Origin of the sequence: Xanthomonas fragariae (assembly GCF_900183975.1) — a bacterium.
Classification (GTDB): domain Bacteria; phylum Pseudomonadota; class Gammaproteobacteria; order Xanthomonadales; family Xanthomonadaceae; genus Xanthomonas; species Xanthomonas fragariae.
This window is the reverse complement of record NZ_LT853882.1, coordinates 3,161,846-3,185,238: the sequence shown is the minus strand read 5'-3', so window position 1 is coordinate 3,185,238 and position 23,393 is coordinate 3,161,846. Positions and strand designations below refer to the sequence as shown.

Annotated in this window: 23 protein-coding genes, 1 tRNA gene and 3 pseudogenes; 13 read left to right on the top strand and 14 right to left on the bottom strand. The window is 64.1% G+C overall.

Annotation, left to right across the window (positions count from 1 at the left end; translation table 11 throughout):
* Positions 1-256: 256 nt before the first annotated feature.
* The 3 genes from PD885_RS14890 to PD885_RS14880 are packed head-to-tail and all read right to left on the bottom strand — an operon-like array spanning position 257 to position 1,646.
* Complete coding sequence (locus PD885_RS14890; protein ID WP_002811789.1) at positions 257-730, bottom strand: DUF3106 domain-containing protein; 474 nt, start codon at positions 728-730, stop codon at positions 257-259.
* A gap of 5 nt (positions 731-735) precedes the next feature.
* Positions 736-1,086: a hypothetical protein gene (locus PD885_RS14885; RefSeq protein ID WP_002811787.1), complete on the bottom strand. Its 351-nt coding sequence runs from the start codon at positions 1,084-1,086 to the stop codon at positions 736-738.
* Positions 1,083-1,646, bottom strand: coding sequence for an RNA polymerase sigma factor (locus tag PD885_RS14880; RefSeq protein ID WP_002811785.1), 564 nt, complete (start codon positions 1,644-1,646; stop codon positions 1,083-1,085). Before PD885_RS14880 ends, PD885_RS14885 begins: the two co-directional genes overlap by 4 nt.
* 155 nt (positions 1,647-1,801) lie before the next feature.
* Here PD885_RS14880 and PD885_RS14875 point away from each other — a divergent pair.
* Positions 1,802-1,924: pseudogene (locus PD885_RS14875) on the top strand (NAD(P)(+) transhydrogenase (Re/Si-specific) subunit beta); the annotation flags it as partial.
* Between the two features lie 206 nt (positions 1,925-2,130).
* Here PD885_RS14875 and PD885_RS14870 read toward each other — a convergent pair.
* On the bottom strand, positions 2,131-2,550 hold the full coding sequence (locus tag PD885_RS14870) for a hypothetical protein (protein ID WP_040762904.1): 420 nt from the start codon (positions 2,548-2,550) through the stop codon (positions 2,131-2,133).
* A gap of 184 nt (positions 2,551-2,734) precedes the next feature.
* On the opposite strand from PD885_RS14870, the gene sufT reads away from it, so the two are divergent.
* Together sufT and PD885_RS14860 are read left to right on the top strand one after the other, a co-directional pair.
* Positions 2,735-3,289: a putative Fe-S cluster assembly protein SufT gene (gene sufT, locus PD885_RS14865; protein ID WP_002811777.1), complete on the top strand. Its 555-nt coding sequence runs from the start codon at positions 2,735-2,737 to the stop codon at positions 3,287-3,289.
* A gap of 64 nt (positions 3,290-3,353) precedes the next feature.
* Complete coding sequence (locus PD885_RS14860) at positions 3,354-4,439, top strand: branched-chain amino acid aminotransferase (RefSeq protein WP_002811774.1); 1,086 nt, start codon at positions 3,354-3,356, stop codon at positions 4,437-4,439.
* A gap of 8 nt (positions 4,440-4,447) precedes the next feature.
* On the opposite strand, the gene PD885_RS14855 is transcribed toward PD885_RS14860, so the two are convergent.
* A protein-coding gene (locus tag PD885_RS14855; RefSeq protein WP_088056738.1) for an IS5 family transposase occupies positions 4,448-5,246 on the bottom strand; the annotation gives its coding sequence in 2 pieces (ribosomal slippage) (positions 4,448-4,976 and positions 4,975-5,246; 801 coding nt in all).
* A gap of 805 nt (positions 5,247-6,051) precedes the next feature.
* On the opposite strand from PD885_RS14855, the gene PD885_RS22905 reads away from it, so the two are divergent.
* Together PD885_RS22905 and PD885_RS14845 are read left to right on the top strand one after the other, a co-directional pair.
* On the top strand, positions 6,052-6,798 hold the full coding sequence (locus tag PD885_RS22905) for a S8 family serine peptidase (RefSeq protein WP_002811770.1): 747 nt from the start codon (positions 6,052-6,054) through the stop codon (positions 6,796-6,798).
* Positions 6,799-7,122: 324 nt separating this feature from the next.
* On the top strand, positions 7,123-8,823 hold the full coding sequence (locus tag PD885_RS14845) for a S8 family peptidase (protein ID WP_002811768.1): 1,701 nt from the start codon (positions 7,123-7,125) through the stop codon (positions 8,821-8,823).
* A 49-nt stretch (positions 8,824-8,872) separates the two neighbouring features.
* On the opposite strand, the gene ybaK is transcribed toward PD885_RS14845, so the two are convergent.
* From ybaK to wrbA, 4 genes and pseudogenes are all read right to left on the bottom strand, one after another.
* Positions 8,873-9,346, bottom strand: a complete 474-nt coding sequence (gene ybaK / locus PD885_RS14840; protein WP_002811766.1) for a Cys-tRNA(Pro) deacylase — start codon at positions 9,344-9,346, stop codon at positions 8,873-8,875.
* Between the two features lie 4 nt (positions 9,347-9,350).
* Positions 9,351-9,836 (bottom strand): asparaginase domain-containing protein, encoded by a 486-nt coding sequence (locus PD885_RS14835; protein ID WP_002811764.1) that lies wholly within the window; start codon positions 9,834-9,836, stop codon positions 9,351-9,353.
* A gap of 92 nt (positions 9,837-9,928) precedes the next feature.
* Positions 9,929-10,273: pseudogene (locus PD885_RS14830) on the bottom strand (DUF2069 domain-containing protein).
* A complete protein-coding gene (gene wrbA / locus PD885_RS14825; RefSeq protein ID WP_172402129.1) occupies positions 10,270-10,926 on the bottom strand; it encodes an NAD(P)H:quinone oxidoreductase in 657 nt (218 codons plus the stop codon). Before wrbA ends, PD885_RS14830 begins: the two are co-directional and overlap by 4 nt.
* Before the next feature lie 51 nt (positions 10,927-10,977).
* On the opposite strand from wrbA, the gene PD885_RS14820 reads away from it, so the two are divergent.
* The 4 genes and pseudogenes from PD885_RS14820 (at position 10,978) to PD885_RS14805 (ending at position 14,441) form a co-directional block, all read left to right on the top strand.
* Positions 10,978-12,255 carry a YihY family inner membrane protein gene (locus PD885_RS14820; protein WP_002811755.1) on the top strand — a complete coding sequence of 426 codons (1,278 nt, stop codon included), beginning with the start codon at positions 10,978-10,980 and terminating at the stop codon, positions 12,253-12,255.
* Positions 12,252-12,863 carry a TlpA family protein disulfide reductase gene (locus PD885_RS14815; protein ID WP_002811753.1) on the top strand — a complete coding sequence of 204 codons (612 nt, stop codon included), beginning with the start codon at positions 12,252-12,254 and terminating at the stop codon, positions 12,861-12,863. Before PD885_RS14820 ends, PD885_RS14815 begins: the two co-directional genes overlap by 4 nt.
* Positions 12,863-13,130 (top strand): annotated as a pseudogene (locus PD885_RS14810) (acylphosphatase). Before PD885_RS14815 ends, PD885_RS14810 begins: the two are co-directional and overlap by 1 nt.
* Before the next feature lie 84 nt (positions 13,131-13,214).
* On the top strand, positions 13,215-14,441 hold the full coding sequence (locus PD885_RS14805) for a hypothetical protein (RefSeq protein ID WP_002811751.1): 1,227 nt from the start codon (positions 13,215-13,217) through the stop codon (positions 14,439-14,441).
* Here the strand turns inward: PD885_RS14805 and ppk2 are convergent.
* The 5 genes from ppk2 to hemA all read right to left on the bottom strand — a co-directional run bounded on the left by ppk2 (position 14,423) and on the right by hemA (position 19,893).
* Entirely contained in the window at positions 14,423-15,205 is a 783-nt protein-coding gene (ppk2, locus tag PD885_RS14800; protein WP_002811749.1) for a polyphosphate kinase 2, read from the bottom strand. The genes PD885_RS14805 and ppk2 overlap by 19 nt on opposite strands.
* A gap of 30 nt (positions 15,206-15,235) precedes the next feature.
* Positions 15,236-15,754, bottom strand: coding sequence for a molybdenum cofactor biosynthesis protein B (gene moaB, locus PD885_RS14795; RefSeq protein ID WP_002811747.1), 519 nt, complete (start codon positions 15,752-15,754; stop codon positions 15,236-15,238).
* Positions 15,755-15,828: 74 nt separating this feature from the next.
* Complete coding sequence (locus tag PD885_RS14790) at positions 15,829-17,535, bottom strand: O-linked N-acetylglucosamine transferase, SPINDLY family protein (protein WP_002811745.1); 1,707 nt, start codon at positions 17,533-17,535, stop codon at positions 15,829-15,831.
* Entirely contained in the window at positions 17,532-18,617 is a 1,086-nt protein-coding gene (gene prfA, locus PD885_RS14785) for a peptide chain release factor 1 (RefSeq protein ID WP_002811743.1), read from the bottom strand. The genes PD885_RS14790 and prfA overlap by 4 nt, the downstream gene beginning before the upstream one ends.
* Positions 18,595-19,893, bottom strand: a complete 1,299-nt coding sequence (gene hemA / locus PD885_RS14780) for a glutamyl-tRNA reductase (RefSeq protein ID WP_002811736.1) — start codon at positions 19,891-19,893, stop codon at positions 18,595-18,597. Before hemA ends, prfA begins: the two co-directional genes overlap by 23 nt.
* Positions 19,894-19,958: 65 nt before the next feature.
* On the opposite strand from hemA, the gene PD885_RS14775 reads away from it, so the two are divergent.
* The 4 genes from PD885_RS14775 to PD885_RS14760 all read left to right on the top strand — a co-directional run bounded on the left by PD885_RS14775 (position 19,959) and on the right by PD885_RS14760 (position 23,246).
* Positions 19,959-21,647 carry a tetratricopeptide repeat protein gene (locus PD885_RS14775; RefSeq protein ID WP_040762903.1) on the top strand — a complete coding sequence of 563 codons (1,689 nt, stop codon included), beginning with the start codon at positions 19,959-19,961 and terminating at the stop codon, positions 21,645-21,647.
* Entirely contained in the window at positions 21,644-22,297 is a 654-nt protein-coding gene (gene lolB / locus PD885_RS14770; RefSeq protein ID WP_002811731.1) for a lipoprotein insertase outer membrane protein LolB, read from the top strand. Before PD885_RS14775 ends, lolB begins: the two co-directional genes overlap by 4 nt.
* Positions 22,279-23,166 carry a 4-(cytidine 5'-diphospho)-2-C-methyl-D-erythritol kinase gene (ispE, locus tag PD885_RS14765; protein WP_002811730.1) on the top strand — a complete coding sequence of 296 codons (888 nt, stop codon included), beginning with the start codon at positions 22,279-22,281 and terminating at the stop codon, positions 23,164-23,166. The genes lolB and ispE overlap by 19 nt, the downstream gene beginning before the upstream one ends.
* Before the next feature lie 3 nt (positions 23,167-23,169).
* Positions 23,170-23,246 (top strand) — tRNA-Gln (locus tag PD885_RS14760).
* The last annotated feature ends 147 nt before the right edge of the window (positions 23,247-23,393 follow it).

Genomic DNA, 23,393 nt, shown 5'->3' with positions numbered 1-23,393 from the left:
GCCGCTTGGCCAGTAGCGATGGTCGCGGCAACCATGCTGAGTTCTAGCGTTTCAAACCGACGCCGGGCCAAAGAACCGCATCGCCCGATACGTTTTCCGGCCAGCTGATGCAGCTAGATTTCGAACGCTGCAAAAGCGCCCGGCGCGATCCCGGACGCGCGGAACTGGCACTGTGCATTGTCGGACAATTCCAACAATGTGGCGATCAGCACGCAGCTCACTGCTACAGAACACACGTTCAACGCGGCGCGCGCACTTAATCGTCCACCGGCGGATGCTCGTGCAACCAGATACTGCGCTCGGCCGGGGTCATCTTCTGCCAGCGGTGTTGCAGCTCATTACGTTGTTGTTGGTTGAGCGTGCGCATGTGCTCGAACAATGCTTTGGCTTCGCGACGCTGGTCGGGGCGCATGTTGCGGAAGCGGTCCATTCCGGCCTCGGCTTGCATGCGCTGATCCGGAGTCATGTCCAGCCAGCGGCTGGCGTGCCGGTACATGCGCGGGCGTTCTTCGGGCACGTCGTTCCAGCGTTCGCGCAGCGCATCGATCAGCACCTGGCGCTGTTGCTGGGTCAGCCGGTCCCATTCGGGCATCGGCGTTTCGTTGCGCGGGACCGGGCCGTCCGATGGCGGTGGCACCGGAGGTCCCGGCGGGTGGTCTTGCGCCAACAACGACGCGCAGGGCCCGGCGCACATAAACAGCGTCAATAGCAGGCGGGTGATGCGGGTCATCGTGCTTAATCCATGGCCAGGGTAGTGTCGGACCCGAGCCAGACGTATAGGTCCGGGTTCTGGGTCAGCATGTCGTCGGTATCGGCGGTGGCGTTGCTGCTGGCGATCGCCTGGAGCGGTGTGGTGCCCGACGGTGCCGTTTCGCTTGGGCGCAGCTGCAGGCCGATGCCGATCGCCAGCAACCCCGAACATGCGGTCGCCAGCAACCAGTTGCCGCGCCGTGCGCGCATGGTTGCCGAGGCATGGCGTGCCTGACGCAGGCGCGCCAATGTTTGCGGCGGCAGGCTGGCAAGCGCGGTGGCATGCAGTTGACGCAGGTGCGCATCCAATTGGGCCGGATCATGGGAGCGGTTCACAGGAAATCCTCGAACTGTTTTTGCAACGCGTCGCGCGCGCGCGACAGGTGAGTCTTGACCGAGCCTTCCGCGCAGCCCATCGCCTTGGCGGTGGTGGCCACATCCAAGCCTTCGAGCACACGCAGTGTGAATGCTTCGCGCTGGCGGGCGGGCAGGCTGCGCAGAGCTTCAACCAAGCGCAGGTAGGCTTGTTGATGCTGTTGTTCGTCGACCGGCCCGGTGCCGGGGTCGGCCCATTCGATGGTGCCTTCGTCATCGGAACGCTCGGCCGGTGCCCAGAACTTCAGACGAAACGTACGCCGCCGCTGCAGATCGACGATGCGGCTGCGCAGGATGCTCCAGAACAGCGGCGTCCATTCCTCAGCCGGCCGCTCGCGATAGCCGAGCAGGCGCACCATGGCGTCCTGCACTGCATCCAGTGCGTCTTCGCGGTGACGCAAACCGGCCTCTGCAAAACGGAACGCACGCGGACCAATGCCGGCCAGAAAGGCGTCCAGCGAAACCGGTGCGGCGGCGGCCGGTGCAGAGAGCTGCGGATCCGAAGGGGTTCCCACCAGCACAGGGTAGCTTCCGTGGAAACGATACGACGTCAACGGGCGAGCGACGATTCGGTTGACACGCGCCAGCGCGCGCACGGCGTGGGTGTGATCGGCGGGCCGCACGGCCAGTAGAGCGAAAGACGATGAGCGAAAGGTTCCGTAGCGCTGTACATCTATACGACTCGATTGCCGACATGGACGACATCGATCCCGAATGCGCCAGCACCGATGTGTCGCTGGTGATCGGCGCCAAGGATGTGGTCAACCCGGTCGCAAAGACCGACCCGGCCAGTCCGATCTAGGGCATGCCGATCCTAGAGGTGGTCAACCCGAAGAACACGGTGGTGACCAGCTGGCGCTCGGTGTTTGGCGCGCTAGCGGTCCGCTCTTTGATATTGCCGCGCCAGCGGAACGAAAATCCAAAAATGACGTTGCTACGCAGTTGCGTGCTACGTCATGGTCGAAGGATCACTGCGCTTGCGTATTGCCAGAAAACGCACCTGACTCAGCGTGCTGCCCACCACGCCAGCAACAGCGCGGCGGCATAACACAGCAGGTCGAAGCCGTTGTTGGCCAGTTGCAGCAGGGTCCAGGCCAGGCCGGTGCCCATCTTCTGCGCTGAGCTCGATAGGTCCAGGCCAAGTGATCCACCCAGTTGCGCCGAGGCGATGCCCCAGTTGGCGCCGACGATGATCAGCGCCGTCGCCGCGAGGGCGACGCCGATGCGCAACGGGCCGGCTGCCAGTGTGCCCAGGCGCAGCATCCAGACGATTTCCAGCGCCGCCAGCACGGCCATCCAGCCGGCCTGATTGCCAAGGGTGAGGGCGATGAGTATCCAGGCGATGAGGGCGGTGACGCATCCCAGCAGCAGGAGCGGGGGCCAGAGCCAGTGGGTGGTTCTGGCGGACGCGGAGGTGGGCGGCATTGGAGCTCCTGACAGTGCGCACATGATAGAACGCGTGCTGCCCTTTGCGATGCACTGCGTCTTCAGACGACATGCAGTAGATGGAATGCGGCATCGTCACAGGCTCGGTGTTGAGGCCGCCGCCGCGGCGGTCGGCTAGAATGGCCGACTTGCGCGCGTCCGGCGCGGCCCCATATCCACCCCCATGTACTCCCGTAGCAGCGAACCTGTCCAGTTCGAACGCGATTGCGATGCCGTCATGGTGCCGCAGGGCGATTCGGTGACCCTGCCCGCAGGCAGTTACGGCTATATCACTCAAGCGCTGGGTGGCAGCTACACCGTTTTTGTGGAAGGCAATCTGTTCCGCATTGCCGGCAAGGATGGCGATGCGATCGGCAAAGAGCCGCCGCCTGGGCTGGAACTGCCCGCCAACGCCGGCGACGAGGAAGTCGAAGCCCTGGTGTGGCAGCAACTACGCACCTGCTTCGACCCGGAAATCCCGTTCAATATCGTCGATCTGGGCCTAGTCTACGAGGCGGTGGTCAGCCATCGGGCGGAAGACGATCAACGCAGGGTGGAGGTCAAGATGACGCTGACCGCGCCCGGTTGCGGCATGGGCGAGATCCTGGTCGATGACGTGCGCAGCAAGGTGGAGATGATCCCGACGATTGCCGAAGCCGACGTCGAGCTGGTCTTCGACCCGCCTTGGGGCCGGCATATGATGTCCGAGGCAGCCCGTCTTGAGACCGGTATGCTCTGATCGTCAGGCGCCATGTCGAAGAGGTGGCGCCGCGCCCTTTCGCCCGCCCTATAGGAATCTTCCGGTGTCCGTGTCCTTCGCTTCCACCCGTTCTTCGTCGCCGCGCAGTGCCGACGAACTGTCCGTAATCCTGGCCTCGCCCGGTTTCGGGCTGCATTTCACCGACCATATGGTCGCCATTGCCTGGAACAACGAGCAGGGCTGGCACGACGCGCAAGTGCGCGCGTATGGCCCTTTGCAGCTGGATCCGGCCGCCTCGGTGCTGCATTACGGCCAGGAAATCTTCGAAGGCATCAAGGCCTACCGGCATGCGGACGGTTCGATCTGGACCTTCCGCCCGCAGGCCAACGGCGAGCGTCTGCAGCGTTCGGCGCGCCGTCTGGTGTTGCCGGAATTGCCGGTCGATCTGTTCGTCGAATCGCTGCGCCAATTGGTGGCGATGGATGCGAGCTGGGTGCCGTCGGCGCCGGAGACCAGCCTGTATTTCCGCCCCTTCATGATCGCTGACGAGGCGTTTTTGGGCGTGCGTGCTGCGCACAAGGCTGCGTACTACGTGATCGCCAGCCCTGCCGGCCCGTACTTCGCCAATGGCGTGGCGCCGGTGTCGATCTGGCTGTCCACCGACTACGCGCGTGCGGCGAAGGGTGGCACCGGTGCCGCCAAGTGCGGTGGCAACTACGCCGCCTCGCTGCTGCCGCAGCAACAAGCCCATGCGCAGGATTGTTCGCAGGTGTTGTTCCTGGACCCGGTGGAAGGCAAGTACATCGAAGAATTGGGCGGTATGAATGTGTTCCTGGTCTATAACGACGGCAGTCTGGTGACGCCGGAACTGTCAGGCAGCATCCTGGAAGGCATCACCCGCGACAGCATCCTTCAGTTGGCCCGCGACCGCGGTATGCGCGTAGTCGAGCGCAAGATCGCCATCGACGAGTGGAAGCAGGGCGTGGCCTCGGGTGAGATCACCGAGGTGTTCGCCTGCGGCACTGCGGCGGTGATCACTCCGATCGGTGAGTTGAAGGGCGATGGCTTTGCAGTGGGCCATCTGCCGGCGCCGGCTGGCGATGTGACCATGTCGCTACGTCAGGAACTGACCGACATCCAGTACGGACGTGTCCCGGACCGTCATGGATGGCTGGTGCGCCTGTTCTGAGAGCCTGTTCACGATCTTTTGAGTAGAAGCGCCAAGAAGGCCAGATGGATGAACTGCAAGCTGGTGTTGAGTTTGCGCTCGCAGTTCTTCCACAGCCTTCGGTTTTTCTCCAGCCAGGCAAAACTGCGCTCGACGATCCAGCGCTTGGGCATGACCTTGAAGGTGTGCAGTTCGCTGCGCTTGGCAATCTGCACCGTGAGCTGCTCGCCTAGAATCTCTCGTACGCCTTCGGCAAACGGTACTCCGGTGTAACCACTGTCGCACAGCAGGCTTTGTACATGCGTCAAGTTTGACTGACAGCGCTCCAGCGCCTGCAGCGCACCTTTGCGGTCGGTCACCTCCGCCGTCGTCACCGCGATGGCATGGGGCAACCCCTGGGTATCAACAGCGATATGCCGCTTGATGCCCGACACCTTTTTGCCCGCGTCATATCCCTTTTGCCCGGCTGTGTCCGTGTTCTTGACGCTCTGCGCGTCCACGATCAAGAACCTGCTGAAGATGTTGCGCTCCTGTTTCTGGCGGGCCACGCCAACCTGATTTTTTGAGCGCCCGCTCCAGCAGGCTCACTCCTTCATCGTCGCACTCGCCCCACTTGGCAAAGTACGCGTGCACGGTCCGCCACTTCGGAAAGTCGCTGGGTAGCGCTCGCCATTGGCAACCGGTTCGCAGCACGTACAACACTGCGCACCACACCTCATACATATCCACTCGGCGTGGCTTGGTGCGCTTGCGCGCTTGTTCCAGGATCGGGAGGATGTGTTCGAAACGCTCCCGGCTCATGTCGCTCGGATAGGTTTTTTGGCGCATCCGCAGAGTCTGCACCAATCAGGAAAGATCGTGAACAGGTTCTGAGTCAACGCCACCGCTTCAAAAACAGGCCTCTGCGCGCTAGCGCGGGGGTTTTTTTTGGCCTGCGACGCAGCATGCAAGCGATGGCGCCGTCAAAAAAAGCGGAGGAAGCAGAAAAGCGGAGGAAGCAGGTTGAACGGACCAGTGGTGCGTCAAAAAAACTTAAAATATAAAGTTTAAAAAGACAAAAAATATTATTGTTCATTCTGGTTTTAGTGGACTAGGTTCGATGGACGGATCGATAACAAGGGATTGATCCGGGGACCTCAATGCCGAACGAGTCTTTCCGCAGGCGTCCTCGCGCGCCCACCGTGCTGAGCGTGACCGCGCTTACCTCCCTACTGCTGGCGATTGCGGCCTTCGCTGGCGAGGTCTATCTGGATGGTCTTGCCACCGCCCCGGCCCCCAAAAATTCATCGTGACCTACAAGGACGGCAGAACTGCACTGTCCAATCCCACCATGCTGACCGGCTCTCTCAGCGCCGCCGCGCGAAGGCCGGCAAGCCGCTGGGCTTGAGCTCGGTGCGCCGCGTGGCACTGGGGCCTGAGCTGGTCGAGGCCGACCGCGCGCAGGATCGCGCCGAAGCCGAAACCCTGATGCGCCAAATGGCAGCCGACCCAACCTGCAGAACATGGAAGTCGACCAGATCCTACACGGCACCCTGAGCCCAACGACACTCGCCTGTCCGAGCAGTGGGGCTTTGGCACCACCAACGCCGGCCTCAATATCCGCCCGGCCTGGGACAAGGCCACCGGTACCGGCGTGGTCGTTGCGGTGATCGATACCGGCATCACCAGCCATCCGGACCTCAACGTCAACATTCTGGCCGGCTACGACTTCATCAGCGACGCCGCAACCGCGCGCGATGGCAATGGCCGCGACGGCGATCCGGCCGACGACGGCGACTGGCATTCGGACAGCGGCTGCGCCGTGTCGATTCCAACTGACATGGCACCCATATGGCCGACACCGCGTTCAATGCCAAGGTCGTTCCGGTCCGTGTACTGGGCCGCTGCGGCGGTGCGTTGTCGGACATCTCCGATGCCGTCGTATAGGCGTCCGACGTCCGGCGGCAGCTGCCTTCCCGCCAACGCCAATCCGGCCGAAGTGATCAACATGCCGCGCGGCGGCGGCACCTGTTCGGCCACCATGCAGACTGCGATCAACAGTGCGGTCTCGCGTGGTACCACGGTGGTGGTGGTGGCGGCCGGCGACAGCTCCACCAACGTCTCCGGCGCGCTGCCGGCCAACTGCGCCAACGTGATCGCGGTGGCGGCCACCACCTCGGCCGGCGCCAAGGTCAGCTATTCCAACTTCGGCGCCGGCATCGACATCTGCGGCGCAGGCTCGGCGATCCTATCCACGCGCAACAGCGGCACCACCACGCCGGGGACTGCCAATTACGCTTGGTACAACGGCACCCCGATGGCGGCCCCGCATGTGGCCAGGGTGGTCGCGCTAGTGCAGTCGGCAGCAACCCGTCCGCTGACGCTGCGCAGATCTGCGTGATGCGGTTTGCCGCGTCACGCCCGCTAATACTCAGTGCGCCGTTTCGGCGGGGCAGTGTCGTTTCAGGCAAGGAAAGGCGATGTGCGGCGTGCCAGGCCGGGCAATAACTTCGGTGCAGCCACGGCGGCAACCGCCTATCTGTCCGACTGCCATCCTTAACGAACGCGGTGGCACGCCACGCGTTGCTCCCGATCCCTGCTCAGCTTCGCACGTGCCCTGTCGATAACGTTGCAGGTGGGAAGCCACGCCAGCCGGCGTGCCTCATCGCAACTGGGGCTATATCCCGCCTTTGGTTGCAGACCGACATCCTTGGGGAGGGATTCAATGCGCCATGTATGGTTCTACGGTTTGAGTCATATTGCACTGGCCAGTGCACTGCTGTGCGGCACTGCACCTGCATTCGCTGGCGACGTCAGCCTGCAGGGGCTGGGGTCGGCATCGACTCACCAACGTTTCATCGTCAGCTATAAGGACAGCACCGCCAGCAACCAGGGCAGACGTCTGAGTGGCTCTCTGCGCGAGATCGCTAGCGCGGTGACGGCGCGGAGCGGGCGTGCCCTCGGGTTGTCGGCATCGCGTTGGCTCGGGGTCGGGCCGCAATTGCTGGTGGCCGACCGCGCGTTGGACCGGGTCGATGCGGAAACCCTGATGCGCCGGCTGGCGGCCGACCCGTCGGTCAAGCGGGTGGAAGTGGACATGGTGCTGCAGCCGACGCTGGTGCCCAACGACACCCGCCTGTCCGAGCAGTGGGCGCTGGGCACGACCGCCGCCGGCATCAACGTGCGGCCGGCTTGGGACAAGGCGACCGGCAAGGGTGTGGTGGTGGCGGTAATCGATACCGGCGTCACTGTGCATCCGGAGCTGTCAGCCAATGTGCTGCCCGGTTACGACTTCATTAGCGATGCCTTCATCGCCCACGATGGAACTGCTCGCGATAGCGATGCAGCCGATGTCGGCGACTCGGCCGCCGCCAATGAATGTGGCAGCGGTGCGAGCGCGTCCAATTCCAGTTGGCACGGCACACACGTGGCCGGCATCGTCGCGGCCGCAGCCAACAATGGCGCCGGCACTGCTGGGGTGGCGTTCAACGCCAAGGTGTTGCCGGTACGCGTGCTGGGCCGCTGCGGTGGTTATCTGTCCGATATTGCCGATGCGATCGTGTGGGCGTCCGGTGGCACGGTGTCCGGTGTGCCGGCCAATCCGACCCCGGCCAAGGTGATCAACCTGTCGCTGGGCGGCACCGGCACCTGTTCCACTACCTTGAGTAATGCGATCGCCAGCGCCGTGTCGCGTGGCACCAGCGTGGTGGTTGCTGCGGGCAACAGCAATGTCGACGTAGCCAACAGCGTGCCGGCCAATTGCCCGAACGTTATTGCTGTCGCGGCGACCACGTCGGCCGGCGCCAAGGCCAGCTTCTCCAACTTCGGCAAGGGCGTGGATATTGCCGCACCCGGGCAGTCGATTCTGGCGACGCTCAATAGTGGGACCGGTGCAGCGGCCAACGCGAACTATGCGGTCTACAGCGGCACCTCGATGGCGGCGCCGCATGTGGCCGGCGTAATTGCGTTGATGCAATCGGTGGCGCTCAATCCGCTCAGTGCGGCCAGCGTGGAAGCCATACTAAAGAGTAGCGCCCGCCAACTGCCGGTTGCGTGCACACAAGGCTGCGGAGCAGGGCTGCTCAACGCCGATGGCGCCGTGGCTGCAGTGATCGCCTCGACCACGTTGACCAGCAATGCAGCACGCAGTGGCCTGGTTGCAGCGGCTGGTGGCTCGCTGTATTACCAGATCAACGTGCCTGCGGGCACACGTAGCTTGCGGGTGGCGCTCAGCGGTGGCAGCGGCAACGCCGATCTGTCGCTGCGTGCCGGTGCGTTGCCGACCGAGACCGCCTACAGCTGTCGTACCGCTACGATCGGCAATGCCGACAGTTGCACGCTGAGCACGCCCGCGCCGGGTGTGTATTACGTGCGAGTGAAGGCCACGCTGGCGTTCTCGGCGGTCAATCTTGTGGCGACGTATTGAGAGACCGTTGCGTCCTGCGCGACTAGCGCAGGACGCAATCGCACGGAACTCACTCGCAAAGACTGCAAGCGCGCGCCTGCAACACCGCACCGATGCGATCGGCGGGCAGTTCCAGCAGCAGGCCGCGCTGGCCGGCGTTGATCCACAGTGATGACGCTTTAAACTTAATTATTTCGATCAGCATCGGCGTCTGCCGTTGCTGGCCAAGCGGGCTGATGCCGCCGACCTTGTAACCGGTGCGACGTTCGGCATCGGCAACGTCCATCATGCGCGCCGATTTATCGCCGCGCGCCCTGGCCAGTTTCTTCAACGACACGCGGCGGTCGCATGGGATCACCACGCACACTGCCTGGTTACCCACCCACGCCATTAACGTCTTCAGCACGGTCTGCGGTGCCAGTCCCAACGCGTGCGCAGCCTGCAAGCCTTTTGCCTCGGCATCGGCCTTGTATTCGTACGGGTGCAACACATAGGCCACGCCAGCGGCGTCCAATGCCTTGGTTGCGCGAGTGGTTTTGCTCATCGCGTCAAACCGACTCGAAGCGGTTGGCGGCGACGTTCTTGCGCACCTTTTGGGGATTCCAGATGCGCCCGTTCATGGCGATATACACGCCGGCCGGCAACGACTGCACCGCACCGACTGCGCAGCCGATATTAAATTCGGCATCCGACCCGCGAAAGCGCGCCGGGTTGAGCGCGCCGGTCATCACTATGGTCTTGTCGGCGAACGACTGCAGTACCTTGCCGGTTTCCACCATCGAATCGGTGCCGTGGGTGATCAATACATGTCGCGTTGGCTGCGCGGCGATGGTGGCGCGGATCAGCTCGCGGTCGGCATCGTTGATGTGCAGCGAGTCCTTGCGAATGATCGGGATCACCGAGAAGCGGAAGGTAACGCCCAGTTCCTGGAGGATCTGGCCGATCTGCGGGTCCCCGATCTGGTAGTCCGATTTGTCGTCGAAGTAGATCTTGTCGATCGTGCCACCGGTGGTAACGATCAGGAGGTCTTCCACTGCTGCGATCTCCTTAAAGCGCACGGTGCAGGCCGCGCGGGGGCAGTGATGATGATACGACCCCGGCGCGATGGCGCTGCAGCGCACCGTCGTCACCGCGGCGTTCGGTGCTTGCCCAAGCGCGCCGCCATGCCGGGGCCGCTTACCAACGCCACCACCAGCAGCGCGAGCAGTAATTCCAGCCAGGCCAGCGTGCTCGCATCGGGCTGACTCCAAGCCACCATCACACCATGACTGAACCAGCCCAATGCAAATACGCCTGCTCAAAAACGTGCATGCGCGCTGCGCACTGCCAGCACGCCGGTCAGCGCGGATGGCAGTGCGAACACCAGCAGCGCCGCAGTGCGGCGCGGGTCGTCGTGAAACCAGATCACGAATAACACCGTCAGCGCCAGCAGCGCGACCGTCAGCAGCCAATGCGTGGCGCGCAGGCTCACGGAATGGCTAGCCGGCGCGCTATATCGGCAACCCGGCGGCCCAGCGCGCGCGCCAGTAATGCCTCGTCCTCGCTCGGCTGCGGGTCGCCACCGGCGCCGGAGACATGGCTGGCGCCGTACGGCGTGCCGCCGCTGGTGGTATGGCTCAGCGCGGCCTCGGTAAACGGGATGCCGACGATCAGGCAGCCGTGATGCAGCAACGGCAGGTGCATCGACAACAAGGTGGATTCCTGGCCGCCGTGCATCGAAGCTGTGGAAGTGAACACGCCTGCGGGCTTACCGGCCAGGGTACCGCTGGCCCATTCGGCGCCCAGGCTGTCGAGAAAATACTTCATCGGCGCGGCCATGTTGCCAAAGCGGGTGGGGCTGCCCAGCAGAACACCGCTGCAGTCGGCCAGATCGGCGCGGTCCACATACGGCGCCCCTTCGTCCGGCACCGGCGGGGCACTGGTCTGGGTCACCGCGGCCACTGGCGGCACCGTGCGCAGGCGCGCGCTCATGCCGGGCACTTCACCGATGCCGCGCGCGATCTGTCGCGCCAGCCGCGCCACCGAACCGCCCCGGCTGTAATAGAGCACCAAAATCTCCGCCATCGCGTATCTACCCCCTGTGAGAGTTACTACAGTATCGGCCAAGCAAGCGAGTTGCTGCATGCCGCACCTGCGGCTAGGCCGTGATGACGGCGCTTCGGGTACCCTTGCGCGATGGCGCGTGTGAACAAAATCCACCAATGGAAAGAACGCCTGCGCGACCGAGCGCGGGCGGTGAGCTTCAGGCGTTTTCTTTGGCGCCGCTTTCTCGATGACAGGCTGTTCCAGGCCGCGGCCTCGCTCGCTTACACCACGGTGTTTGCGCTGGTGCCATTGGCGATTGTGGTGTTTGGCGTGTTGTCGGCGTTTCCGGCCTTCAACCAGTGGAAGGATGCGCTAACCGACTTCATCTTCAACAATTTCGTGCCTGGCGCGGCGCGCTCGGTACAGAACTATCTCAATCGCTCGCTGGAAGATCTGGGCAAATTCACCGTGGCCGGTATGGTCGCGCTGGTGGCTTCGTTGTTGATCACCCTGCACAGCATCGAACAGACCTTCAACAGCATCTGGCGCGTGGCCGCCGCACGGCCGAAGGTAACGCGCTTTTTGATCTATTGGACCGTGCTGACGCTGGGCACGATGCTGGCTGCCGCCTCGATGGCGATGGCGGCCTACGTATTCGCGTTGCCGCTGTTCCGTACCACCGAAGGCCAATGGCTGGCCGAATTGGCTTGGCGCCTGGCGCCGATGGCGGTGGAATTCGTTTGCATCGTGCTGATCTATCGCGTGGTGCCCCAGCATGCGGTGCGCCTGCGGCATGCACTGCCGGGCGCGCTGATGGCGGTGATCCTGATGGAAATCGTGAAATGGGGCTTCGGCTTCTATCTCGGCAATTTCCAGACCTATCAACGTATTTACGGCGCGCTGTCGGCATTGCCGACCCTGTTGTTATGGATCTATCTGAGTTGGGTGTCGGTGCTGCTGGGTGCGTCGTTGGCGTCGTCGATGGCGGCGTTTCGCTACCAGCCCGAAGCGATGCGTTTACCGCCGGGCTTTGAAATCTACGTGTTGCTGCGTCTGCTCGGACGTTTCCGCCAGGCGCGCATCGACGGCAACGGGCTCGACGAAGACCGCATCCTAGCGCTAGAACCGATGCTCACCGACACGCTGATGCAGGAGTTGCTGTGCGAGCTCAAACGCATCCGCCTGCTGCGTCGCGATGAGCGTGGCCAATGGCTGCTGGCGCGCGATCTGGACGTGGTGCCGCTGGCCGAACTTTACGAAAGCTGCCAACTGCGCGTGCCGATTGAAGACCGCCCGTTGCCGTGCCGCGACGACGCCTACGGCCATGCCGCCGCCGCGGCGCTGGAACAACTGCGGCAAACGCTGCGCAGCGTACTGGCGCAACCAGTCGGTGAACTTTACACCCATCTTCCCGGAGATCCTCCATGACTGTGCGTCTTGTGCGCGGCGCCTGTGCGCTGCTGTTGCCGCTGTCGTTGCTGACCGCCTGCAAGCCCACCAGCGAGGGCGCGCCCGCCGCCAGCAATGCCGCTGCGCCCGCTGCGACCACCCAGGCGCCGGACAGGTCGGCTGCGGCCGCCAACCCGGCAACTGCGCCCAACGTCTCGGTAGTACAGCAGACCGCCGAAATGCCGAAGCTCTCGCTGCCGACCCTGACCGGCGAGACCTACGACCTGGCCGCACATCGCGGCAAGTGGGTCGTAGTCAATTTCTGGGCAACCTGGTGCGCGCCATGCCTGAAAGAGATGCCCGAGCTGTCGGCGCTGCACACCATGCGCGACACCGTCGAAGTGGTGGGCCTGGCCTACGAAGACATCACCAGCGCCGACATGCAGACCTTCCTGAAAGACCACCCGGTGTCGTATCCCATCGCGATTCTCGACCCGTACCAGCCGCCGCAAGACTTCGCCACGCCGCGTGGCCTGCCGATGACCTATCTGATCGGCCCCGACGGCAAGATCGCCAAACAATTTCTCGGCCCTATCACCGCGCACGACATCGAAACCGCGGCCGGCATCACCGGCAAGGCTGGTTGATGCAGGCGGCGCGTTTCATCGTCGGCGTAATGGTAAAGGGCGTTTAGTAGCGGGCCTCCGCCCGCCAGCGCGCCGTCGCATTAGGCTTGCGCGGGCATGCGTACACCCAGACGGACGGCAGCGTGGGAGTGCTTGCCGCAGGTAATGAGGCGGCCTTGGATGCACTGGAAACATGGCCGCTGGCAGGGCCCGCCAGCGGCTGAGGTCGCGCCCGTGATGCGCACGCCCTGCATGGTTCCGTCGACTGAAGACTTTGTAACTGGCTGAGCTTGCGTCACCTCAGCAATGCAACAGAGTTGGGTTGCCTCGCCGATATCATTGTCAACGCGATGAGGCGTTCAGGGGAATGCAATGGCCGCTCCAACGCAAGATCACAACAATGGGCACGACCAGTCTGCACATCGCGGCAATCGCCAGTTGGCGCAGTTCGCGCCGTGGCTGTATCTCAGTGTTCTGCTGGGTAGCGGCTGGTTGCTGTTTTTGCAACCGCAGACCCGCGTCTTACAGTCTAAGCAGGCGGCCACCAGCTGGCTGCTGGCCTGGATCTTCGGCGGCATCGTGATCGGTGCGCTGCTGTGGAGCTTGCGTTTGGCGCGCCTGAGGCTGGGCCGGTCCTCGGCGAGCTATCCCCTATCGGCACGCTTGCCCGATTCGTGGACCGATGCCTACGCGGCGTTGTTGCGTCCGGCCACCGCTGCACCGGTCGCGATCAAGCCTGACCCGGCCGGCGCCCAACGTGGCGCGATCTGGCACCGCTTCGGCGATGGCATGCTCAGCGTAGAAATGTTCGACCCCAATGACGCCAGCCGGGCACCTTGGGATGGATTGGATGCTCAGGCATGTATCGCCCGCCTGGACGAGCTGCGCCCTGCCTGGCAGATCGCGTCGGCCAACCGCGCGTTGCAGCAAGAGCGTCGCTACTGGCTGGATGTGGTGCTGTCCTTGCTCGACCACGGCGTGATGCGCCCGCTGCAGGATGGCTATCTGCCCGACACCGCGGAACTGCGCACCGAACGTTTTCTGCTCGGCGCCGATGCCGGCCCGATCGTGCTGGCCGACGTGCCGGCGTTGTTCGCGCGCCGTCTGGCGCTGGCCATTAGCGCCATGCCGGCCCCGCAGCGCGATGCCGCCAGCGTGCAATGGCGCCTGTTGCAGCAACTGCATGCGCTGGTCGCCGAAGGCCGCACGTTGGACGAGCGCTCGCATGTCATCCAGGTGCTGGCATGGAACCCGGACGTTGACCTGGACCAAGTCGAAGTGGCTTACATCCTGGCCGCCGAATATCGCGAAGGCATGCGCGATTGGTTGCGTCGCGCCGCGCTGGTGCGGCTGCCGGACAGCGCGTTGCGTCTGGACGAGATGCTGCTGTCGTCCTGCAGCCCGCTTGGGCCGCAGGCCGACGACGTCGATTACATGGAGGCAATGCGTCCGTTGCATCGCGGTTTCATGCAGCTATTCAGTGAGCGCCTGAGTCAGTTGGTGCTGCAAGCGGAGCAGGCCGAACGTCAGGCCGGCCTGCAGCCACTGCCGCGTGCAACCGCGGCCAGCGACGGAGTTTCTCAGGACTGGCCGGCGTAATCGTCGATCGGTTTCAGCACGCCGTACTGTTCTTTGTGCAGCTCGCTTTGCAATGGCGGCAGTTGCACCAGCTCTTCGGGCATCGAGGTGTCCGGGAGCCGATCCAGCAGATCGCGGATCAGGCTCAGCCGGCCGCGCTTCTGATCGTTGAAATCGACCAGCGTCCACGGCGCATAGGGCGTGTGCGTCACTTCGAGCATGCGTTCGCGCGCGGCGGTGTAGTCGTCGTATCTGGTGCGCGACTGCACATCGACCGGCGACAGTTTCCAGCCCTTCAGCGGATCTTCGTGGCGCTCGGCGAAGCGCTTTTCCTGCTCGGCCTGGTCTACGCATAACCAGTATTTGAACAGCAGGATGCCATCGTCGACCAGCATCTGTTCGAAACGCGGCGTCTGCTGCAAAAACGCCGCGTACTGCGCGTCGGTACAGTAGCCCATCACCCGCTCCACGCCGGCGCGGTTGTACCAGCTGCGATCCATCAGCACCAATTCACCGCCGGCCGGCAGATGCGTCACGTAGCGCTGGAAATACCACTGCGTGCTTTCGCGATCGCTGGGCTTGGGCAACGCCACCGTCCGGCATTGGCGCGGATTGAGATGGCTGACGATGGTCTGGATCACACCGCCCTTGCCGGCGGTGTCGCGGCCTTCCACCAGCACCAGCGCGCGCTGATTGGTGTGGCGCAGCCAATGCGCCATGCCGACCAGTTCCAGCTGCAGCGGCTCCAGCAACTTTTTGTAAGCCTTGCGTTTCAGGTGCGACATGGGCGTTCCGACAGCGATGGAACGCGCAGGCTATTCGCCCAGGCGTGGACGCAATGTCGCCAGATTGCAGGGCTTGGTGCGTGCATCTAATTGCGCACGCACGATCTTTTCCCACGCTGTGCGGCAGGCCGGCGTGGAGCCGGGCAGGCAGAATACAAAGCTGTGATTGGCCAGCCCCGCAAACGCACGCGATTGCAGTGATGAGGTGCCGATTTCTTCCACACTGATGGCGCGGAACAATTCGCCGAAGCCGGGCATGGTCTTGTCCAGCAACGGCGTGATTGCCTCTGGCGTGCTGTCGCGGCCAGTGAAACCAGTGCCGCCCGTTATCAGGATGCCGTTGACCTGCGTATCGGCAATCCAGCCCGAAACGATCGCCCGCATACGGTAACGATCGTCCGGACACAGCGCACGCTCGTGCAGAACATGACCTTCGTGGATTAGGGCCTGGACCAGATAATCGCCGGAACGATCATCGGCCAGCGTACGGCTGTCGGACACCGTCAGCACGCACAGTCGCAAGGGAATGAAGTCGAGATTGGAAGGCATGCCGCCAGCCTAGCGAGCCTGGACGATCGGGTACAGCACAACGGCGTGAAACCGCCGGTGCAACAAGTCCACTCCTAATCTCCCAACCAACCATGCTCCCGCGCCACCTCACCCACCAACTCCGCCAAATCGTCCGCAAACCCGTCCATATCGAACAACCCCGACTCGCGCCGACGCTCCGCCACCCGCTCCCGCAACGCAACCAACGCCCGCAGATTACCCGCCACCTCCACCGCTTTGGCAACAAACGCAACGTCATCAGCCACATTCATCTCATCCAACCCCAGATGGTGATTCAAACTCCCAGCCACCCGCGCAGCAAACGCTTCACCTGGCGTCGTCAACACCGGACACCCCGCCCACAACGCATCCGATGCCGTGGTATGCGCGTTGTACGGATGCGTATCCAAAAATAGATCCGCATGCCGATAGCGCGCCAGATACTGCGGATGTGGCAACTTCGGCATGAACACCAACCGCTGCGCCTCTACGCCTTGCGCCTGCGCCGCCGCACGCAACCGCGCATCGGCCTGACCCGGCCCCGACAACAACCACAGCACGCTGTCCGGCACCGCGCGCAACACCGCCAGCGTGCGCGTCATGCTGCGTGGATTGAGCTTGTAACTATTGTTGAAGCAGCACAGCACCACACCGTGCTCAGGCAAGCCGCACTCGACGCGCGAGGGTGGTTCGGCAACCACGCGCGAGGTATCCGACGGCTGGAACGCGCGGCTCAAGCGCACCACCTTTTCGCTGTAAAACGGCTCCAACGACGGTGGCAACGCAAACCCATCGCCCAGCACATAGTCTATCCACGGCGCACCCGAAGTGCCCGGATACGCCAGCCAGTTCACCTGTACTGGCGCCGGCCGTAACGCAAACACTTCCGGACGCCCGCCACCGCCCCAGCCGCGCAGATCGAACAATAGATCGATGCCCTGATCGCGGATGTGGTGCGCAGTGGCCAGATGCCCCAGCGCAGTGACATCGTGCAAGGTCGTGGCTTGCGCCAGGCGCGTACGAATCTCGCTGCGATCGTCATGGCTGGTCGCAAACAGGTGCAGTTGTAATTCCGGCTGACGCCGTTGCAGCGCTTCCAATAGCGCTACCGTCAGCAAGCCGGTGGGATGCGCACCGAAGCCATTGGAGACGAAGCCGATCCGCAATGCACCCTGGCGGCGCACTGTTGTTGGCCAAAGCGGGCGTAGAACCGAGGCGATCGCCTGCGCACGCGTCCGTGCACAGGCCAGTTGTTCGGCGGCATTGGCGTCTTCGCTCAAGAAGGCGAACGGCTCCACCGCCGCAGCGCCTTGCGTCACCGCAGCGCGCACCTGCGCGGAGAGCGCATCCAGCCCAGGCCAGTTGCACAGACGGCGTTGCCAGTTGAGCAACTGCGCAGCGATGTACGGCTCCTCGGGCAGCAACTGATGCGCGCGTGTATATGCGGCTGCCGCCTCTTCGGCTTGGCCTGCGTCTTCCAAGGCATGCCCAAGCCACAACGCAATACCTGGATGGTGCGGCACAAGATTGGATGCCCGCAGCAGCAACAAAGCCGCTTCGGCATGCCGCTGCTGCGCCCAGCGCACCCGACCCAGCCGTGCGACCGCTTCCGGATGACCCGGATGCAACATCAGTGCGCGTTGCACCGCAGCTTCGCCGGCAGCAATCGCGCCCATGCCCAACTCGGCATCAGCCAGCATCAACCAGGCCACGAAATCGCCGGGTTGCCGTCGCACCGCCTCGCGCAGCTGCAACAGCTCGCGCGGAACCTGCGCACTCACGGGCTATCGCTCAACCGCGCCAGTTCGTCGGCCTGATGCTCGTGCAGCAGCCTCGCGATCAAGGCATCCAGATCGCCTTCGATGATATTGGGCAGGTCGTACAGCGTAAGCCCTTCGACACGGTGGTCGGTGATGCGGCCCTGCGGGAAGTTATAGGTGCGGATGCGCTGACTGCGGTCGCCGCTGCCCACCTGCAGTTTGCGCGTCTGCGCTTCGGCGGCGGCGGCCTTGCTGCGTTCGGCTTCCACCAATTGTGCCTTTAGCCTCTTCATCGCCTTGTCGCGATTGGCATGCTGGCTGCGCTCGGTCTGGCATTCCACCACCACGCCGCTCGGCACATGCGTGATACGGATCGCCGACTCGGTCTTGTTGACGTGCTGACCACCAGCGCCGGACGAGCGGAACGTGTCGACTTTCAGATCGGCTGGATTGATCACGATCTCTTCCACATCATCGGCTTCGGGAATGATCGCCACCGTGGCCGCCGAGGTATGGATACGGCCCTGCGATTCGGTCGCCGGCACGCGCTGCACGCGGTGAGTGCCGGACTCGAACTTCAGCCGCGAGTACGCGCCGCGCCCGACCACCCGCGCCACGACTTCCTTGTAGCCGCCGTGCTCGCCGGGGCTGTCGGATTCGATTTCCACCTTCCAGCCCTGGCGCTCGGCGTAGCGCGCGTACATGCGAAACAGATCGCCGGCGAAGATTGCTGCTTCGTCGCCACCGGTGCCGGCGCGCACTTCCAGAAACAGGTTGCCGTCGTCGCGCGGGTCACGTGGCACCAGCAGCAGTGCCAGTTGTGCATCGAGCTCTTCCAGACGCGCCTGTGCGGCGGCGATCTCTTCTTCTGCCAGCTCGCGCATCTCCGGGTCATTGCGCATGGCGTCGGCCGCGCTCAGATCGGCCTTGGCGCGTGCTTCGTCTTCCAGTGCCACGGCCACCGGCTCCAGCTGCGACAGTTCGCGCGACAACGTGCGGAACTTGTCGTTGTTGTTGACCACGTCGGGGTCGGAGAGCAGGTGCTGCAATTCTTCGCGGCGCTCGGCCAGCGCTTCGAGCTTACGGCGCAGGGTCGGCGTCATCAGTCCTCACGATTGGTGTAGCTAAAGGTGGATGTTGGTAACCCGGTTTTTCAGGGAATAGCCGGTCGGCCGCGTTGGTCAATTCCAGGTCGTTGTGGAGCGCCGCATCGCGCAGGGCGGCGGTCGGCGGATGCAGCAACCGGTTGGTCAGCGCATGCGCCAGTTGTTCAAGTACTTCGTCGGCCGGTTTGCCGCTATGCAATTGCTGGCGGGCTTTGGCCAGCAGTTCGTCGCGGGTACTGTCGCCGAACGCGCGTAGCCGCTTGAGCGGTGCCTGGCGCGCGTTGGCTTGCAAGGTTTCGACATAGCGCGCCACCTGCAGGTCGATGATCGCCTCGGCTTGGTCGGCCGCCTCACGACGGCCTCGGCAGTTGTCTTCGACCGCACGTTCCAGATCGTCCACCGTGTACAGGTAGGCGTCGCTCAGTTCGGCCACCGAGGCCTCGATATCGCGCGGCACTGCCAGATCGAACAACAGCATCGGCTTGCGTTTGCGCGCACGCAGCGCCTGCACCATCTGCACCCGGGTCACGATCGGCCCGCGCGCAGCGGTAGCCGAGAACACCACGTCGGCCTCGGCAAGATGGCGTTCCAGATCGGTCAGTGGCAGTGCATAGCCACCGTGTTGGCTGGCCAGCGTCTGTGCATGCGCGAGCGTGCGATTGGCGAACAGCAAACGGTGCACGCGGGCTTCGCTCAAATGCTTGGAGGCCAGCTCGATGGTCTCGCCGGCGCCGATCAGCAGCACTGTGGATTCGTTGAGCCGGGCGAAGGATTCCTGCGCCAGTCGCACTGCGGTGGACGCCACCGAGACCGGATTGGCGCCGACGCGTGTGTCGGTACGTGCACGCTTGGCCACTGAGAATGTCTGCTGGAACAACCGGTCTAGTCCACTGCCCAGCGCGCCATGCGCACGCGCCACGGCCCAGGCATCTTTCACCTGACCCAGAATCTGCGGCTCGCCCAGCACCATCGAATCCAGCCCCGTGGCAACGCGGAACAGATGGCGCACCGCCTCAGCTTCCTGGTGCTGATACAGATAACCGCTCAATCCAGGCGCATGCGTATCTAGCCAGATCACCAGGCTGCGCGGGTCATCGGCCATGGCATACAGTTCGGTGCGGTTGCAGGTGGACAGCAGCGCGACCTCGCTCACCTGCGGCAGCGCACGTAATGATTCAAGCGCGCGCGGCAACGCGTCACCTGCGAACGCCACGCGTTCGCGCAGGTCCACAGGTGCGGTCTGGTGATTCAGTCCGAGCACCCACAACGTCATTGTTCAGTTGCTTGCGATAAGCTGGCGGCCATTCAGGGCCCCATTTTACGGCCCGGTTGCCCCAGATGCCTGTATCGATTCGCATCCTGAGTGTTCTTTTGCTGGTAGCAGTCTCCGCCAGTTCCATCGCAGCACCCAAAAAAGCACTGCCCGCTCCTTCCCCAGGCAGCGCCGACACCACGTCGCTCGAACCCGTGCTCGCTGGCGAATTTGCCCTGCAGGCCGGGCAGTTGGACGCTGCCGCCCGCGCCTATCTGGACGCCGCCAAGGCCGAAGCCGACGACGCGGGGCTGGCCGAACGTGCCGCCCGCATTGCCATGCTGGCAAACGACGACCCGCGTGCCATCGAAGCTCTGGCGTTGTGGCGTTCCCGCGCGCCGTCGTCGATGTCCATGCGCAGCACCGAGGCCTCGCTGGCCCTGCGTCGCAACGATTTGCGCACCGCCCGCCGCGATTTGCTTGGCCTGCTCAAGGAGCCCGGCCCGCGCGGCTGGCGCTTCGCACTGATCGCCTTGGCCAACGGCGGGCGCGAGCCGGAAGCCTCGGCCGACGTGCTCGAAGACCTGGTCAAGGCCGGTGCCATCCCCAACCAGATCGAGGCATGGCAGGAGTTCGGCAGGCTCGCGCTGCGCATGGAGCGCCCGGCATTGGCCAAGCGCATCGTCGACGAAGTGGTGCGCCGCTTTCCCGAAGAACCGCGCGTGACCCTGTTGCATGCCACCCAGCTGCAGCAGGAAGGCAAGAACGACCAAGCCCTGACGCTGCTGAAGAATGTTGAACCGCGGGCGGTGAAAGATTCCGAGTTGCGTGGCGCGTTGGCCTTCGCCTACGACGCCATGGGCCAGACCGAAGCCGCTGCGCACGTGCTTTCGACCGGGCCCCAGGACACCCAGACCTATGGGTTGCGCGCCTCCATGCTTGCCAAGGAAAAGGATCGCACCGCGCTGGAGGCGCTGTACGGCGAGCTCAACAGCAGCGCGACCAAGCCCGACCCGGACCGGCGTCTACTGCTCGGCAAGATCGCCGAGTTCCTCAAGCGCTACGGCGAAGCCGTGGAGTGGTATCGCGGCGTGTCTGGCGGCCCGCAGATGAGCGAAGCGCGCTTGCGTGCCGCCGGTGCGCTGTACGAACTGGGCCGCAAGCCCGAAGCGCTTGCCGAAGCCCGTGCATTGCAAAGCGACGCTAGCGCTGACGACGACGCGCGTCGCGATGCCTACGTGCTCGAAGCCGAACTGCATCAGCGCGCCGACGATGCCCGGGGCGAACTGGATGCCTTCGAGCGTGGCCTGGCTGCCTACCCTGACGACAGCGCACTTTTGTACGCCCGCGGGCTGGCCTGGGAGCGGCGCGACGATGTTGCGCGCGCCGAGGCCGATCTGCGCAAGATCCTGGTTGCAGAGCCGGAAAACGTTGCAGCACTCAACGCGCTGGGTTACACGTTGGCCGATCGCACCACCCGCTACGAGGAGGCGCTGGCGCTGATTGACCGCGCCCGCACCACCGACCCGGATAATCCGGCCATCGTCGATAGCTACGGCTGGGTGCTGTATCGCATGGGCCGCACCAAGGAAGCACTGCTGCAATTGCGTCGCGCCTGGGCATTGGTCAAGGACCCGGAAATCGCCGCGCATGTGGGCGAGGTGCTGTGGGTCAGCGGCAAGCAGGACGAGGCGCGGCGCTATTTCGATGAGGCGCGCCGCATCGATCCCGATAACCGCGCGCTGCAACGCGCCGCGGAAAAGTTCGGCCTATGAGCAGTGCGATCCGGGCACTGGCCCTGAGCGGGTTGGTGCTCGTCGGGCTATCGGCCTGCGTCAGCATGCCGCGCGGGCAGGGCGGCGGTGCGGCTGCGGTTGAGCAGGTCTCCGATAGCGCCCGCCAGGCCGAAACCGCCCGCCAGGTATGGCTGCAGGCGCACCCGAACTGGTCGTTCCAGGGGCGGGTGGCGATCAGCAAGGACCGCAATGGCGGCAGCGGCCACATCGACTGGCAACAAGACGGCCCGCGCTACCGCGTGCAACTCAGCGCGCCGGTGACCAGGCAGAGCTGGGTGCTTACCGGCGACACCACCAGTGGTGCCGGGCGCCTGGAGGGGCTGGAAGGCGGTCCGCGCAGCGGTCCCGACGCCGAGCAGATATTGCTGGAAGCAACCGGCTGGACCATCCCGGTCAACCAGATGCCGGATTGGGTTCGCGCGCTGCGGATCGCGGACGCGGGCGCCGAGCGTGTCGATCTGGACTCCGCAGGCCGCCCGCGCACCGTGCAACAAGACGGCTGGACCATCGATTTTCTCGCCTGGGCGCCCGCCAACAACGGTCGGCCGGAGCTGCCGCAGCGCCTCGAAGCCCGCAATGGTGACGCCAAGGTGCGCCTGCTGGTCGATCAATGGACGGTTTCGCCCTGATGTCTGCACCGCAAGCGAGCTGGTCGGCGTGGCCCGCGCCGGCCAAGCTCAATCTGTTCCTGCAGATCACCGGGCGCCGCGCCGACGGCTACCACCTGCTGCAAACCGTGTTCCGGCTGCTGGACTGGGGGGACACCGTTTATCTTCGTTTGCGCAGCGACGGCCTGATCCGGCGCGTCGGCCGCAGTGTGCCGGGGGTGGCCGAGGACGACGACTTGGTGATCCGCGCCGCGCGCCTGCTGCAATCCAGCACCGGTAGCCAGGCCGGCGCTGACATCCGGGTCGACAAACGCATCCCCGCTGGCGGCGGCTTCGGCGGCGGGTCTTCGGACGCGGCCACCGCGCTAGTCGCGCTCAATGCCTTATGGAGCCTGGGCTCGCCGGTCGATGCACTGGCCGAATTGGGCCTGCGGCTGGGTGCCGACGTGCCGGTGTTCGTGCGCGGTCGCAATGCCTGGGCTGAAGGGGTGGGCGAACAGCTGACCCCGATGGCCCTTCCAGAGGCGGCCTACGTGCTGGTCGATCCGGGCGTTCACGTGCCTACGTCGTTCTTATTTCAATCACAGGAATTGACGCGGGATGCTGCGCCCGTGAAAATAGCGGACTTGGCTTCTGGTTCCCTGCTCGACAATGCGTTCGAGCCGGTCTTAAGGCGCCGCGAACCTGCCGTCGAGGCAGTATTCCAGGCGCTTTCCCGGATCGGGACGCCGCGTTTGACCGGGTCAGGGAGTGGGTGTTTCGTCGAGTTCGCCACGCGCGCTGCTGCAGAGCAGGCCTTGGCGCAGTTGCCGAATAGCCTGCGAGCGTGGGTGGTGGAGGGTGCAGCGCACTCGCCATTGCTCGATACACTGGACGCGATGAAGTTTTGATGCAGGGGCGTCGCCAAGAGGCCCAAGGCACCAGGTTTTGATCCTGGCATTCGTAGGTTCGAATCCTACCGCCCCTGCCAGTTTGTTGATGCAGATCTGTAGATGCAGATCTTTCTGCAAGAGCCGTAAATGCAGTTCCCTCTGTAAAACCCCGCACATCCGCTCATCCAGCTATGCGGGGATTGAACAAAAAGCCCGGCATTGGTTTGGCTTTAACCCGCTCCACC